14 protein-coding genes are annotated in these 14,809 nt (G+C 69.6%); 7 read left to right on the top strand and 7 right to left on the bottom strand.

The window, feature by feature from the left end; translation table 11 throughout:
• Window positions 1–35 precede the first annotated feature (35 nt).
• Entirely contained in the window at window positions 36–1,247 is a 1,212-nt protein-coding gene (locus ACIOGX_RS01210) for a phospholipase D-like domain-containing protein (protein WP_356513121.1), read from the bottom strand.
• Window positions 1,248–1,515: 268 nt separating this feature from the next.
• Here ACIOGX_RS01210 and ACIOGX_RS01205 point away from each other — a divergent pair, with 268 nt between their 5' ends.
• Entirely contained in the window at window positions 1,516–1,950 is a 435-nt protein-coding gene (locus tag ACIOGX_RS01205; RefSeq protein WP_356513119.1) for a hypothetical protein, read from the top strand.
• Window positions 1,951–2,101: 151 nt separating this feature from the next.
• Here ACIOGX_RS01205 and ACIOGX_RS01200 read toward each other — a convergent pair whose 3' ends face one another.
• Genes ACIOGX_RS01200 through ACIOGX_RS01190 form a run of 3 tightly spaced genes read right to left on the bottom strand, consistent with a single transcriptional unit; the run spans window position 2,102 to window position 4,776 of the window.
• The gene (locus ACIOGX_RS01200) at window positions 2,102–3,334 is read right to left on the bottom strand and encodes a cytochrome P450 (RefSeq protein WP_401909144.1); all 1,233 of its coding nucleotides are present in this window, start codon (window positions 3,332–3,334) and stop codon (window positions 2,102–2,104) included.
• A 39-nt stretch (window positions 3,335–3,373) separates the two neighbouring features.
• Window positions 3,374–4,582, bottom strand: a complete 1,209-nt coding sequence (locus ACIOGX_RS01195) for an NAD(P)/FAD-dependent oxidoreductase (protein WP_401909142.1) — start codon at window positions 4,580–4,582, stop codon at window positions 3,374–3,376.
• A complete protein-coding gene (locus ACIOGX_RS01190; protein WP_356513113.1) occupies window positions 4,579–4,776 on the bottom strand; it encodes a ferredoxin in 198 nt (65 codons plus the stop codon). Before ACIOGX_RS01190 ends, ACIOGX_RS01195 begins: the two co-directional genes overlap by 4 nt.
• Before the next feature lie 267 nt (window positions 4,777–5,043).
• Between ACIOGX_RS01190 and ACIOGX_RS01185 the strand changes: the two genes are divergently transcribed.
• Entirely contained in the window at window positions 5,044–5,715 is a 672-nt protein-coding gene (locus ACIOGX_RS01185) for a TetR/AcrR family transcriptional regulator (RefSeq protein WP_356513111.1), read from the top strand.
• Between the two features lie 21 nt (window positions 5,716–5,736).
• Here the strand turns inward: ACIOGX_RS01185 and ACIOGX_RS01180 are convergent, their stop codons facing one another.
• A complete protein-coding gene (locus ACIOGX_RS01180; protein WP_356513109.1) occupies window positions 5,737–6,858 on the bottom strand; it encodes an Lrp/AsnC family transcriptional regulator in 1,122 nt (373 codons plus the stop codon).
• 89 nt (window positions 6,859–6,947) lie between these two features.
• Here ACIOGX_RS01180 and ACIOGX_RS01175 point away from each other — a divergent pair, with 89 nt between their 5' ends.
• Both ACIOGX_RS01175 and ACIOGX_RS01170 read left to right on the top strand, forming a co-directional pair.
• A complete protein-coding gene (locus ACIOGX_RS01175) occupies window positions 6,948–8,318 on the top strand; it encodes an amidohydrolase family protein (protein WP_401909137.1) in 1,371 nt (456 codons plus the stop codon).
• On the top strand, window positions 8,315–9,922 hold the full coding sequence (locus ACIOGX_RS01170) for an AbgT family transporter (RefSeq protein ID WP_401909135.1): 1,608 nt from the start codon (window positions 8,315–8,317) through the stop codon (window positions 9,920–9,922). Before ACIOGX_RS01175 ends, ACIOGX_RS01170 begins: the two co-directional genes overlap by 4 nt.
• An 86-nt stretch (window positions 9,923–10,008) precedes the next feature.
• Here ACIOGX_RS01170 and ACIOGX_RS01165 read toward each other — a convergent pair whose 3' ends face one another.
• Window positions 10,009–10,932 carry a helix-turn-helix domain-containing protein gene (locus ACIOGX_RS01165; RefSeq protein WP_401909132.1) on the bottom strand — a complete coding sequence of 308 codons (924 nt, stop codon included), beginning with the start codon at window positions 10,930–10,932 and terminating at the stop codon, window positions 10,009–10,011.
• A gap of 118 nt (window positions 10,933–11,050) precedes the next feature.
• Between ACIOGX_RS01165 and ACIOGX_RS01160 the strand changes: the two genes are divergently transcribed.
• The gene (locus tag ACIOGX_RS01160) at window positions 11,051–12,094 is read left to right on the top strand and encodes an NAD(P)-dependent alcohol dehydrogenase (RefSeq protein ID WP_356513103.1); all 1,044 of its coding nucleotides are present in this window, start codon (window positions 11,051–11,053) and stop codon (window positions 12,092–12,094) included.
• A 92-nt stretch (window positions 12,095–12,186) separates the two neighbouring features.
• A complete protein-coding gene (locus ACIOGX_RS01155) occupies window positions 12,187–12,525 on the top strand; it encodes a DUF1330 domain-containing protein (RefSeq protein WP_356513101.1) in 339 nt (112 codons plus the stop codon).
• A 34-nt stretch (window positions 12,526–12,559) separates the two neighbouring features.
• On the opposite strand, the gene ACIOGX_RS01150 is transcribed toward ACIOGX_RS01155, so the two are convergent.
• Window positions 12,560–14,029, bottom strand: coding sequence for an aldehyde dehydrogenase (locus tag ACIOGX_RS01150; RefSeq protein WP_401909127.1), 1,470 nt, complete (start codon window positions 14,027–14,029; stop codon window positions 12,560–12,562).
• A gap of 228 nt (window positions 14,030–14,257) precedes the next feature.
• Between ACIOGX_RS01150 and ACIOGX_RS01145 the strand changes: the two genes are divergently transcribed.
• On the top strand, window positions 14,258–14,797 hold the full coding sequence (locus ACIOGX_RS01145) for a helix-turn-helix domain-containing protein (protein WP_356513097.1): 540 nt from the start codon (window positions 14,258–14,260) through the stop codon (window positions 14,795–14,797).
• Window positions 14,798–14,809: the final 12 nt, after the last annotated feature.

Below are 14,809 nucleotides of genomic sequence, written 5' to 3'. Positions count from 1 at the left end.
GGCGGGCTCCGCGCACCCGTGACGGAAGAACTCGCTCACAGGTAGCGGCGGATGAGCTGCACGGACGCCTCCCGGGCGCGTTGCGCCACGGAACGCCTCTTCCAGCGGCCCGCGTCGATCAGTTCGCTCACCGCGAGATCTTCCTCGAAATGCCCGTCGAGGGTCGCCGTGAACGTCTCGTCCAGGACGGCGAGCATGACCTCTTCGTCGTGGTCGAGCGAACGGCGGTTGAAGTTGGTCGAACCGATCAGCGAGGCGACGTGGTCGACCGTGATGACCTTGGCGTGCATCATGGTCGGCTGGTACTGGTGGATCCGGACGCCGCAGGCGGTCAGATCCTCGTAGTGATGCTGTCCGGCGAGCTGGGAGACGCGCTTGTCGGTGTGCGGTCCCGGGAGGAGGATCTCCACCTCCACCCCGCGGCGCGCCGTCGCGCACAGCAGCTCGATGAAGTAGGCGTCGGGGGAGAAGTACGCGGTGGCGACCCGCACGCGTTCCTCGGCGGACTCCAGCATCACGCGTATCAGCGTCTGCATGTCCTGCCAGCCGAAGCTCGCCGATCCGCGTACCACCTGCACCACCGCGTCGCCGTGCGGGCGGTGCGTGATGAAACGGTCTCGGTCGTCGAACAACTCCGTATGACACTCGGCCCAGTTCTGGACGAACGCCGCAGCGAGCCCGTCCACGGCGGGGCCACGTACCCGGACGTGCGAGTCGCGCCACTCGTTCTCGTCGCGGGCGTCGCCGCACCACTCCTCGGCGATGCCCACTCCACCCGTGAACCCGGTCTCCTCGTCGACCACCAGGACCTTGCGGTGACAGCGGTGATTCTGCTTGAACAGCGAGAGGGTGACGGGTCTTCGGAACCAGGCGATCCGCACCCCGGCCCGTTCCATATCGGCGAGCTGGTCCTTCTCGATCAGCCTGCTGCCGAAGCCGTCCAGCAGCAGCCGCACCCGTACTCCCGAGCGCGCCCGCTCGGCCAGCGCCTGAGCGAACTGCCCTGCTATGTCACCTCGCCAGTAGACAAAGGTCATCATGTCCACGGTATGTGCCGCGTTACGTATCGCCTCCAGCATCGAGGCGAAGATCTCATCGCCATTGCGGAGCACCACCACGGCGTTTCCCTCGGTCGCGGCCACCCCTATCAGCCGCTCCAGACGGCGCCGGATCCGCTGGACGCGTTCCCCTCGCGCCTCTTCGGCGGCCGGGGGCGTCGGCTGCCGCTGAGCGTGTGTGCTGGTCATGCTGAACCGTCCCGGATACGGAGTGAAGGACTTGCTGTGACGGGAGCCGCCCGCCGGACAGGCCGACATTACTCGGCCACGATCCGGCCCCGAGGTGGACAATTCCGTTTATTTCATGTGGTGTCGACGTGTGCGGGAGCCGGACAGTGCCCCTTGTCACCCGCCTCCGGCGAAGCGCTCGGCGCGCACGGTTAGGCTGGGCCCGTCCGGCCCGGTATCGGCTCGGCACACACGCAGCCCAGGACCGCCGTTCGGCGAAGGGAAGATCATGACGGACGCCGCGGAGCAGGCCCGCCAGGGCGCCACACCGATGGTGACGGCACCCGTTCCCGATCTCCAACTACAGCTGCTGATCCGTCTGGTGGGGGAGGACCCCAAGGCGAAGCTGCCGGTCACCTTGCACACCCCCGGCGGGGTTCTGTACGGGGATCTGATCGCGCACGAGGCGTGGAAGACGGAGTGGGCACGAGACCTGCGGCAGGTGGAGGGTGAGGCGGCGGGATTGCTCGCGAGGCTTCCCGAGGCGGTGGACCAGGTCATGGGCGAACTGCAGGGCGAGGACGGGCCCCACGGCCTGCCCCAGTGGATCCACCTCCGGGACGTGACGTACCTCACCTCGGGCGCCCCGGTGATATCGCCTCTCTGGCGCGGGCGGCTCGCGGACGTATCGGGCTGGTCTCTGGGCAAGCCCCAGGCGTACTGATCACAAGCGTCGTCGACACTCGCGAGCCTTGATGACGGTGAAGGCCTCCGGTGCGGTGGGAGCTGTCCAGGACCACACCGCACAGGAGGTCTTCGTGTTCCCTCGTCACGCTTGGCCGGCGGCCGCCGCGCGTGGGCAGCGGCCGGAACGGCTACCAGGCGACGGGTAGTTCACTCAGGCCGTAGGTGCTGCCATCGGTCCGGAATTCCACCTTCTCCATGGGCACCGCCAGCCGTAGCCCCGGGAGCCTGCGCAGCAGCGCGGACAGCGCGATCTGGAGCTCGGCGCGTGCCAGCGACTGACCTATGCACTGGTGGATGCCGTAGCCGAAGGCCAGGTGACCGCGGGTGTTGCGGTCGATGTCGAAGGTGTCGGGCTGCTCGAAGAAGGCCCCGTCACGGTTGCCGGCGGGTACGTTCATCAGCATGCCTTCACCGGCCCGGACGAGCTGCCCGCCAATGGTGACGTCCTCGGTCGCCACCCGCAGGACGAGGTCCTGGACGATGGTCAGATAGCGCAGCAGTTCCTCGACCGCGTTCGCGATCAGTGCCGGGTCGTCGGTGTCACGGATCCGGGCGAGCTGATCGGGGTTCCGCAGGAGGGCCAGGGTACTGAGGCCGATCATGTTGGCCGTGGTCTCGTGCCCGGCGAACAGGAGCGTCAGCGCGGTCGTCGCCACGGTCTCCCGGCTGATCTCGCCGGTGGCGACGCGTTCGTGGACCAGTCGGCTGATGATGTCGTCCGTCGGCTCCTGCTCCTTGCTCGCCACCAGGTCGAGCAGATAGCCGAAGAGCGCCCTGCTGGCCACCCCCCTCTCCTCGTTCGTGGGGCGGTGGGAGATGAGGGTGCTGCTGTGATGCTGGAAGAACTCGTGATCGGCATAGGGCACGCCGAGCAGCATGGAGATCATCATCGAGGGCACGGGGTACGCGTACCCCTGGATCAGGTCGGCCGGCTGTCCCCGACCGATCATCTCTTCGAGGATGCCGTCGATCATTTCCTGGATCCTGGGGCGCAGCTGGTCCACCTTCTTGACGGTGAAGTCGCCACTGAGCATGCGGCGCAGCCGGGCATGCTCCGGGTCGTCCATCCGTGGGAAGGACTGCGGGGCTCCCTCGAAGCTCGACAACGCCTGGGCCCGAGGGAAGCCGGGGCGAGTGCTGTCCGCGCTGATCCGGGGATCGGTCAGGGCCTGCCGGATGTCGGCGAACCGGCTCACCACCCACACCGGTTCACCGCGCAGCCTCGCTCGCTGCAGCCCGGGGCTTTCGAGCCAGCCGGCCTGCTCGGCGGGCGGGTCGAACGGGCAGCGCGCGGAACGCACACCGGGGAAGTCGGATATCGCCTCGTCGGGGGTGTGGAGCGTCGTATGGGTCGAACTCACTGATCTCTCCAGTGGTGATGGGGGGTGGAAAGGCGAAAGCTAGGCGGCGATCGCGCCGTTGGTGGCTTCCGTCCAAGGGCTGCCGGACGCGATCAGCGCCCGCCAGGCATGCAAGGTCCTCGGCGGCACACCGGCCGCCAGTACACCGACCAGACGGTCCCCTCGGCGGTAGGCGAGGAGAAAGCGCTGCCGTGAGGCGTCCTCCTCCATGACGACCGCTTCGTCGTGACCGCGCAGGAATCCGTACGCCTGGACCTTCATGTCGTACTGGTCGGACCAGAAGTACGGCACCGGGGCGAACGGCCGGCGCGCATTCCGTTCCGGGGCAAGGAGATTGCGGACGACGGCCATGGCCTGCTCGGCGGCGTTGGTGCGGTGCTCGATTCGCATCGCCGTATCGAACAACGGGTTGTGCCAGCTCGCCACGTCCCCGACCCCGTACACGCCGGGAGCGGCGGCGCTGAACTCGTCACACACCAGCCCGTCGTCGAGGGTGAGTCCGCTGCCCTGGAGCCATTCGGTGTTGGGGAGCGAGCCGACGGCGACCAGCACGTCGTCGGCCGGGATCACATCTCCGTCGGTCAGGGCGACCCCCGTGACGTGGCCGTCGGTGCTCAGGATCCCGTCGACCGTGACCGCTGTGCGCAGGCGGACACCGTGGCCGAGGTGTACTCGGGCCAGCAGCCGTCCGGCATGATCGCCGATGGCCCGAGCCATGGGGACAGGAGCCGATTCCAGCACCGTCACCTCCACCCCGAGCCCCCGGGCCACGGCCGCCACCTCGGCTCCGACGAAACCGGCTCCGACGATCACCAGCCGCCGCCCCGGAAGGAGACGTGCCTTGAGCGCCACAGCGTCTTCCAGAGTGCGCAGCGTGTGCGATCCGGTCACGTTGTCGCACCCCGGCAGCCGGCGGGGGCGCGCGCCCGTCGCCACGACGAGTCCGTCGTACGGAACGTGGGCTCCGTCGGCCAGTGCCACCGTCCGGGCGGCCAGATCCAGTCCGGTCGCCCTCACCCCGAGGCGCAGGTCCAGTCCCAGGGCGTGGATGTCCTCGGTCCGGCGCAGGGCAAGCCCGCTCGGTTCATCCGTACCGGCCAGGATCCGCTTCGACAGCGGGGGACGGTCGTAGGGCAGATGCGGCTCGTCGCCGACGAGCGTGATCGTGCCCTCGTACCCGGATCTGCGCAGCGCCTCCGCGGTCGCCAGTCCGCCCGCCGAGGCTCCGACGATCGCGATCCGGTTCACGACTCCGCCACGTAGATGGCCGCGGCCGGACAGACCATCGCCGACTCGCGGACCATGTCGTGCAACGCCTCCCCGGGCGTCTCGTCCAGCAGTACGACCACGCCGTCCTCGTCGCGCTGATCGAAGACCTCGGGCGCGAGCAGCACACACTGCCCGGAAGCAACGCACTTGGGAGCGTCGACTTCTACCTTCATTCGGAACCTCCTCCAAACCTGCCGACAATGCGCCCGCCGGGAGCGGCCGCACCATGGAAACGCTAAGCGATAGCCAGCTATCGCTTGATGGGCAGTCAACCCCACGGCGTACTGATAGTCAACTATCGGATGCCGAAATCAAACAAATGGGGGCAATGCGGGTCAATGTGTGATGGGGGTCGCGCAGGTGTCGTGCGGCTCCTCTTTCTCCGGAGCCACCCGCCGACGGCTAGTGATAGCCAACTATCGGCTGCTATCGTTCACGCCATGGCGACTGATGCCACACGGCACCTGCGCGCCGACGCCGCGCGCAATTCCGAGAAGATCCTGAGAGCCGCGCGGGAGGTGTACGCGGAGACCGGCCCCGACGCGATGCTCGAAGACATCGCCCGCCGCGCCGGCGTGGGCATCGCCACGTTGTACCGCCGCTTCCCGAACAAGGAAGCCCTGGTCAATGCCGCGCTCAAGCAGAGCATGACCGAGCAGTTCTCCCCCGCCATCGAGCGGGCCCTGAGCGACGAGGACCCACGGCAGGGCCTGGTCACCCTGCTCGAAGCGGCCCTGTCACTGGTGGCCCGCGAACGCAACACCGTCGCCGCGGTCCACAACTCCGGTGCTTTCACCAAGGAAGTCACCGCCCCCTTCACCGACGCGCAGACGCTGCTCGTCCAGCGCGGGCAGAAGGCCGGCGTCATCCGCGCTGATCTCGTCCCCGGCGACATGGAACGAATCATGGGGATGCTCATCAGCGTCCTGTGGAACATGGACCCCGAGACCGAGGGCTGGCGCCGCTACATCGTGCTCGTCCTGGACTCCCTGCGCCCTGCCGGAGCCAGCCCCCTTCCTCCGCCTCCGCCGCAGCGCGACGAGGGGGTGTACGAGCAACTGCCCGAAGGTCTCGTCACCGGCGAAAGCCGGACCGCCGAAGCCGAAGGCTGAGCACCCCGACCCGCGAACCGGTCACGCGGTACGGGGCGCCCCGTCCGTGTAGTGGGGCAGGGGGACGACGCCCACGCACGCCCCGTCCCGGTCGAGCAGCCGGCCCATGTGTTTCGTGGTGCGCAGGACCACCGAGCGGTCGTTGACGGTCAGGCGCGGGAGCCGCTGGGCGAGATGGGCCTCGAAGGTGTGCACATCGGCCAGGGTGCGCAGCCAGACGTCGAGCACCACGTTGTGCGGGCCCGCGGTGATCGAGCACGACCGTACCTCCGGGACCGTGGAGAGCAGGTGGACGGTCTCGTCGAGATGCGGCGCGGGTACGGACGCGAAGTACACGGCGGAGAGCGGCCAGCCGGACAGCGGTCTGGCCAGGTCGCAGCGGAGCCACAGCCAGGAGGCGAGCAGGGTCTGGAGCCTGCGGCGGACGGTGGTGAACCCGGCACCGGTGGCCTTCGCCAGATCCGGGACGGACATCCGTCCGTCGGTGCCGAGGAGTTCGGCGAGCCGCGTGTCCAGCTCGTCCAGTCCGTGAGCGCCACCGCTGTGAGCGCCCCGGCCGTGTGGGCTCCCGCCGTGCCGCGCGTTGTCTGCGGGGACGGGGCGCGGCAGCTCCCGTTCCAGCCGTGACCGCTGCGTCGCGTCCAGGCTGCGCAGCCGCCACCGGCTGCCTTCGGTGGGGACGGCCGTGGCCACGTGCGTACGGGTCGCCCGCACGCCCGGCGTCGCGCGGAAGAGGTCGTTGGTGAAGCGGGCCAGCTCCTCCAGACCACCGGCCTGGACGGTGGCCACCAGATCCCGGCCGCCCGCCGTGAGCTTGACGTTCACCACTTCGGGGTGGGTGCCCAGCGCGTCGGCGACCTCCTCGCCGTGGCCGGGCTCGGTGTCGATCTCGATGACCCCCGTCACCACGATCCGCGGATCGGAGAGCCGGCCGTAGGCGGTCACCCACGCCAGCCCGGCCCGCTCCAGCCGCTGCCACCGCCGGGCGGCCGTCACCGGGTTCACCCCGAGCACCTCGCCCACCAGCGTCCAGGGCGCCCGCGGATGGATCTGGAGCGCCTGCACGATGGACCGGTCCAGCTCGTCCAGCGGCCGGAGCCCGGTGGGTTCCGGCTCTCGCGCGGCAGAAACCTGCATTCCCATGGGGGCCTTTTCCTGCGATCAGAGGGTCCGGCACGGAGGAAGCCTGCAAGGTAACACGGGATTCACGTGATCTTCCGACACTCTTCCTCATGAAGCATCCCCTGAACCCCGATGCCCCCAGGACCGCGCTGCGCGTCGAGAACGCCACCCTCATCGACGGCACGGGAGCGGCCCCCGTCACCGACGCCGTCGTGATCGCGGACGCCGGAGGAACCCTCACGTACGCGGGCCCCGCCGCGACGGCGCCTCCCACGCCCCCCGGAGCATCCGGGCCCGGAGCGGCGGGTGGGACGACCGTCATCGACGCGGCCGGCCGCACCGTACTGCCCGGCTTCTTCGACTGCCATGTCCACCTCGCGTACGCGCACGGCGCCCACCCCGGCCGGCGCGGTGAACTCGACCCGGTCCTCGTCACCCTCGACACCGCGGCCCGGCTGCGTCAGACCCTCGACGCGGGTATCACCACGGCCCGAGATCTGGCGGGTCTCTCCGCGGGCTTCCGTATCGCTGTCGAGACCGGCCGGGTCGTCGGCCCGCGGCTGCATACCGCGGTCCGGGTCATCAGTCATACGGGAGGACACGCCGATGTACGTCTGCCGGACGGGACCGACCTCAGCGCCGGGATGTCCGAACTCGCCGACTCCGTGGACGAGTCGCGCCTTGCGGTACGGCGTGTGCTGCGCGAGGGCGCCGATCTCGTGAAGATCTGTGCCACCGGCGGTATGGGCAGCCCGTATGACCAGCCCGATGACGAAGGGCTGCTGGAGGAGGAGATCCGGGCGGTCGTCGACGAGGCCCGGCGACACGGGAACAAGCCCGTCGCCGCGCACGCCCAGGGCAACGCGGGGATCCTCAACGCGATCCGGGGCGGTGTCACCAGCATCGAGCACGGATACGACATGGACGACCGGGCCATCGAGATGGCGGGGGAGCGGGACATCTTCGTCGTCCCGACCCTCTCCACGGTGTACGCGGGCATCAACAAGGACACGATGGCGCCGTACCACTACGAGAAGAAGGTCCGCTGGTCGGGCCTGACCAAGGAGAACATCTCCCGCGCCATCGCGGGCGGCTCCCGGATCGCGCTGGGCACCGACGCCGCCGTCGGCCCGCACGGCCAGAACCTGATGGAGCTGAGCTATCTGGTGGATCTGGGGATGAGCCCCATGGACGCCATCGTCGCCGGCACCCGCACCTCCGCCGAACTCCTCGGCCTGGCCGACCGGCTGGGCACGCTGACCGCCGGGCGCGCCGCCGATCTCGTCATCGCCGACGGCGATCCGCTCGCGGACATCGGGGTGCTGGGCGACCCCGCGCATATCGTCTGCGTCGTCCAGGACGGGCGGGTGCGCAAGGACACCGCGGGCATCGTCGCCGGGGCCACTGCGGCCACTGCGGCCTCTGCGGCCTCTGCGGCCTCTGCGGCTTCTGCGGCCTCTCCGGACCGGAGGGAGCGATGACGAAGACAGGGACGACCGGGACCCCCGCCCCGGAGCGGGAGTCCCGTACCGGGTCACGTGCCGAGTCCCCCACCGGTCTCGACCGCGTGCTCGCGGCCATCGAACGCGCGGGCAACGCTCTCCCCAACCCCATCGCCCTCTTCGCGTCGCTCTTCGTGCTCCTGGCGGCCGTCTCCACCGTGCTCTCCCTCGCGGACGTGGGTGTCACGGTGCCCGGCACGGACGAGACCAAGAACGTCAACGGGCTGCTCAGCGGCGCGGGCGTGGCGTGGCTGCTGGAGAACCTGATCCCCAACTTCGCGACCTTCCCGCCCATCGCGGCCGTACTGGTCATGATCATGGCGGTCGGCCTGGCGGAGAAGACCGGACTCCTGGAGACGGTGATGCGGGCCACCCTGGCCCGCGCGCCCCGCTCCGTACTGCCGTACGCCGTGGCCCTGATCGCCTGCCAGGCGCATCTCATGAGCGACGTCGCCAATATCGTCATACCGCCGCTCGCGGCCATGGTCTTCAAGAGCGCGGGACGCCACCCCGTCGCCGGTCTGATAGGCGGTTTCGCCTGTGTGGGCGCCGGGTACGCCGCCGGATTCACCATCGGCTCACTCGATGCCCTGTACGTCGGCATCACCCAGCAGGCGGCGGCGGTGCTCCCCGGCGCCGCGTCGCTCCACATCCACCTGCTCATCAACTACTTCTTCACCGCCTCCAGCAGTCTGGTGCTCGGCGCGCTCGGCGGCTTCCTCATCAGCCGTGTGCTGGAGCCGCGCCTCGGTCCGTACACCGCGGCCGGTGACGAACCCCCGCAGGAGGACCTGACCCTCACCCGTGCGCAGCGCCGCGGTCTGCTGTGGACCGGGCTCGTCCTCGCCGGCTACGCGGCGGTGGTCCTCGTCCTGTGGCTGCCCGCCGGAGCCCCGCTGCGCGGTGCGGGCGGGGCATTCGTGCCGTCGCCGGTGCTGAGTGGCATCGTGCCGGTCCTGTTCGGCGCGTTTCTGCTGGCCGGGCTCACCTACGGGGTCACGGTCAAGACGCTGACCGGCACGGAGGACGTGGTCACCGCCATGTCCGACTCCGTCAGGAACATGGCGGGCTATGTCGTCCTGATGTTCGTCGCTGCCCAGGTCATCGCCGTCTTCAACTGGTCCAACGTCGGTGTCCTGCTCGCCGTGAAGGCCGCCGCCCTGCTCAACTCCGTGGGGCTGACGGGGTTCTGGGCCATCGTCGCGTTCGTCCTGCTCGTCGCCGCCCTCAACCTCTTCATCGTGTCGGGATCGGCGCTCTGGTCGCTCGTCGGGCCGGTCTTCGTGCCCGCGTTCATGCTCCTCGGGATGAGTCCGGCGCTCAGCCAGGCCGCGTTCCGTATCGGCGACTCGGCCACCGGCATCATCACACCGATGAACCCCTACCTCTTCCTGCTGCTCACCATGCTCCGCCGCTACGAACCCGACGCCCGCCTCGGCACGCTCATCTCGCGGCTCGCCGTCTTCGTCGTACCGTTCCTGGCGGTGTGGCTGGCGATCCTGGGGATCTTCTACGGGGCCGGGCTCCCGCTCGGCCCGGGTGCGGAGATCGGCCTGGACGCGCCGGACACGAACGGCGGCTGAGATCCGCCGGACAGCGGCCGACGGAGCGGCACCCGCGCTCCAACTCCGCCGGGCCCGCTGTTCCCACGGGACCGCACCGCGGGGTTTCAGGCGTGCGGCGTCCGGCTGTCCGCCCGGACCGTGTCCGTACCCCAGCTCGCGAGGAGGCGCAGGGCCTCCGCCGAAGGGGAACCCGGCTCCGCGTGGTACACGCACAGGAACTGTTCGTCGTCGTCGGGGAGGTGCAGCGTCTCGTACGCGAGGGTGAGGTCGCCGACCAGCGGATGCCGCATCCGCTTCGTGCCGTGGCCCTTCTCCTTCACGTCGTGCGTGGCCCACAGCCGCCTGAACTCCTCGCTCTTGACGGAGAGTTCACCCACGAGCGCCGACAGGTCCGGGTCCTGGGGGTGCTGGCCCGCGTACAGCCGCAGATAGCTGACCATGTCGGACGCCTTGGAGTCCCAGTCCAGGAACAGTTCGCGGTAGTCGGGGGAGAGGAAGGTCAGCCGCGCCCAGTTGCGCTCCGCGGGCGGCAGCTTGCCCCAGTCGCCGAACAGCGCCGCCGCCATTCGGTTCCAGGCGAGGATCTCCGAGCGCGCCCCGCCGATGTACGCGGGCACGCCCTCCATCGACTCCAGCAGCTGGTGCAGGGCCACCCGCACCTGCTGCCGCTTGGGCGTCCGGTACTTCCTGCGCTGCTGCTTCGGCTTGGCGAGGTGGGTGAGGTGCGCGTGCTCGGTGTCGGTCAGGCGCAGGGCGCGCGCGATCGAGTCGAGCACCTCCGCCGACACATTGCGCCCATTGCCCTGTTCCAGGCGTGTGTAGTAGGCCACCGAGACCCCGGCCAGCTGTGCCAGCTCCTCGCGCCGCAGTCCCGGTACACGCCTGTGCCGCCCGTGCGCGGGGATTCCCACGTCTTCCGGCTTGAGCCGGGCCCGCCGGGTGCGCAGGAATTCGCTGAGCTCGGCCCGGCGGTCGAGACCGTCGGCGAGGGCTGTCTGTCCGTCGTCCGTGGCGGGAGTGTCGTCCATGCCCTCAAGTATTCCCGGTCGTACGACCAGGAGCCTGACCCCGTCAGTAGTAGGACCACTGGACGTACGCAAAGCGGTGACCTGGGTGAACAGGGCGCGGAGAGGCATCCTGGAGGACATGACCACGACTGTTGCCGCATATGCCGCCCCCAGCGCCAAGGCGCCGCTGGAGCGCACCACCATCGAGCGCCGTACGGTCGGCGAGTCCGACGTTCTGATCGACATCGAGTACGCCGGCATCTGCCACTCCGACATCCACCAGGCCCGCGAGGGCTGGGGCGAGGCCATCTTCCCGATGGTGCCCGGTCACGAGATCGCCGGCGTCGTCTCCGAGGTCGGCTCCGGCGTGACGAAGTTCAAGGTCGGCGACCGGGTCGGCGTCGGCTGCATGGTCGACTCCTGCCGCGAGTGCGAGAACTGCAAGGCCGGACAGGAGCAGCACTGCCTGCGCGGCAACGTCGCCACGTACAACGGCGTCGGCCACGACGGCGAGCCCACCTACGGCGGCTACTCACAGAAGGTCGTCGTCGACGAGAACTTCACCGTCCGCATTCCGGACGGGCTGTCCCTGGACGTGGCCGCGCCGCTGCTCTGCGCCGGCATCACCACGTACTCCCCGCTCAAGCACTGGGGCGCCGCCCCCGGCAAGAAGGTCGCCGTGATCGGCCTGGGCGGTCTCGGCCACATGGGCGTCAAGATCGCGCACGCCCTCGGCGCCGAGGTCACGGTCCTCTCCCAGTCGCTGCGCAAGAAGGACGACGGCCTGAAGCTGGGCGCCGACCACTACTACGCCACCAGCGACCCGGCCACCTTCGAGAACCTGGCCGGTGCCTTCGACATCATCCTCTCCACGGTGTCGGCGCCCCTGGACTTCGGCGCGTACCTGAGCCTGCTGAAGACGGGCGGCGCCCTGGTGAACGTCGGCGCCCCCGAGGAGCCCGTCGCCCTGAACCTGTTCTCCCTGATCGGCGGCAACAAGACCCTCGCCGGTTCGGCGATCGGCGGGATCGCCGAGACCCAGGAGATGCTCGACTTCTGTGCCGAGCACGGCCTCGGTGCCGAGATCGAGCTGATCGAGGCGAGCCAGATCAACGAGGCGTACGAGCGGGTGCTCGCCTCCGACGTGCGCTACCGCTTCGTGATCGACACGGCGACGATCTGAGCCGCGCGGCTTTACCGGACAGGTAATCGACGCCCTCCCCGGGCTCCGGCAGGATCACCCCGTATCCACCGGATCCCGAGGAGGGCTCGTCCATGACCGCCTACGCCATAGCCGTCCTGCGTCCCACGCCGCCGGTGCACCCCGACGTGCTGGAGTACATCGAGCGCGTGCAGGGCACCTTCGAGCCGTACGGCGGGTGCTTCCTCTCGCACGGCAAGCCCGGCGAGTGGATGGAGGGGGAGCGGCTCGGCGACCTGGTCGTGGTCGGGTTCCCCGACATGGCGCACGCCCACGACTGGTACGCGTCCCCCGCCTACCAGGAGATCCTGCCGCTGCGCGCCGACCACATCCCCGGCGAACTGGTCTTCCTGGAGGGCGTGCCGGCGGACTACGACGCGTCGCGCACGGCGGCGGCCATGCGCAGCGCATAGGCCCGGCGGACGGTGCGCTGCGCGTCATGTCGCGTCAAGAGGTTCTCATCGTGCCGCTCGCCGGGACCGTGATCGTCTTGTGCTCGACGTACTCGGCCAGGCCGACCGCTCCGTACTCGCGTCCGGTGCCGCTGGTCTTGTAGCCGCCGAACGGGCCGTCGAAGCCGATGGGCGCGCCGTTGACCGTGAAGGTGCCGGTGCGGATCCGGCGGGCGATCCCGAGGCCGCGCTCCACGTCGGCCGTCCACACGCCGCCGCTGAGGCCGTACTCGGAGTCGTTCGCGATGCGGACGGCGTCGTCCTCGTCCTCGAAGGGGATCACCACCAGGACGGGACCGAAGATCTCCTCGCGCGCGATCCGCATACCGTTGTCGACGTCGGCGAACAGGGTCGGCTTGACGTAGTTGCCCCGTTCCAGACCGGCCGGGGACTCGGGTCCGCCGGTGACCAGGCGGGCGCCTTCCTCGACGCCGAGCCGGATGTAGGAGCGCACACGCTCCTGCTGTTCGGCGCGGACGAGCGGACCGATGAAGGTGTCCTCCTCGGACGGGTCGCCGACCTTCAGACCCTCCAGCAGGTCCTTGAGAGCGGTCACCACCTCCTCGTAGCGGCTGCGCGGCGCCAGCACCCGGGTCTGTGCGATGCACGCCTCGCCGTTGTTTCCGAGCGAGGAGAACCGCAACGCGGGCACGGCCTCGTCCAGGTTCGCGTCGGGCAGGATGATCGCCGCGGACTTCCCGCCCAGTTCCAGGCTGACGCGCTTGAGCTGCCGGCCGGCGACGGCGGCGATGGCGCGCCCGGCGCCGGTGGAGCCGGTGAACGCCACCTTGTCGACGCCGGGGTGCGCCACCAGGTGCTCGCTGGTCTCGCGGTCGGCCGGCAGGATGCTCACCACGCCCTCGGGCAGCCCCAGTTCGTCGAAGAGGCCGGCCAGCAGCATCATGCTCAGGGAATTCTCGGGCGAGGCCTTCAGGACCACGGTGTTGCCGGCGAGCAGCGCGGGGATCAGCTTCGCCAGCGCCGCCGAGAACGGTGAGTTCCACGGAATGACGGCGGCGACGACCCCGATGGCCTCGCGTCGTACGACGCTGCGGAAGGCGGCGTCGGGAACGGAGGAGTCGAGCTCCTCCTCCCAGCCGAACTCGCGGGCGCCTTTGAGGTAGCCGAGGGCCTGCCGTGTCAGTCCGCCCTGGCCCGCCTTGTTGAACCACAGCGGATTGCCGCGCTCGCTGGTGATCAGCGCGGCGATCTCATCACCGCGCGCCTCGCGGAGCTGGTTGAGGCGGACGATCAGGTCCTGACGCCGCCGCGGGGTCGTCCGTCCCCAGGGGCCCTCGTCGAACGCCCGTCGCGCCGCCGCGACCGCGTGGTCGACGTCGGCCGGGAGGGCCTGGACGGACCGGCCGACGAGCGACCGGTCGTGGGGGGAGCGGATATCGAGCCGGGTGGTGTCACTCGGGTCGGTCCAGACACCGCCGATGTAGAGCTGGTCGTGCACGATCATGCCGCTGTCTTCTCTCTGGTCCGGAGTGCGCGTCGCTTCTGTGGTGGGGGAGGCCAGGTGCCCCTTTCGCTTTAAACGCTACGTCGGTGTGACAGTTAAGGCAAGAGGCGTGATTTTCGTGTGCCCTATAGTGGGGTGGAGGCTGGTTGACCACGGACTGGTCCTCATAGACGCGCTTCCAGACGGCGCGTCCGAGGCGTCCTGGAACGACGGAAGGTGCTCGCTGACATGAGAGCCGACGCGGCTCGCAACCTGGACGCGGTCCTGCACACGGGGGCGCGGCTGCTCGCACAGGACCCGGCAACGACCATGGCCGCGATCGCCGCGGAGGCGGGCGTCGACCGGCGCACGGTCTACCGCCGGTTCGCGAACAGGGAGGCGCTTCTGTCCGCCGTCTACGCGGCCAAGCTCGACGCCTCCGAGGTGGTCCTCGACGCGGCACGCCTGACCGGAGCACCGGTGGCGGTCGCGCTGCACCGGTACGTCGAGTTGATCATCCCGGTCAGCCGGCGCTGGCCGCTGGACATTCGCCGGATGATGAAGGAGGAGCCCGAGGCCGAACGGCGAGCCGAGGGACAGCGCGAACGGCTGGCGGTGTTCCTGCGGCGAGCGGCCGACGAGGGGCTGATCCGGCAGGATCTGCCTCCCGGATGGGCGATGGCGCTGCTGGGCACCCTGGTCGACAACATGGCCCATGTGTTCGTCGACATCGAACCGGGCCCGGCCGCGGACCTCGTGGTGACCTCATTCCTCCACGGCGTCGGTTGAGCGCTCACGCAT

Origin of the sequence: Streptomyces sp. NPDC088147, assembly GCF_044741565.1 — a bacterium.
In the GTDB taxonomy this organism is placed as follows: Bacteria; Actinomycetota; Actinomycetes; order Streptomycetales; family Streptomycetaceae; genus Streptomyces.
The sequence above is the reverse complement of the archived record's forward strand: the minus strand, read 5'-3'. Positions and strand labels throughout refer to the sequence as shown.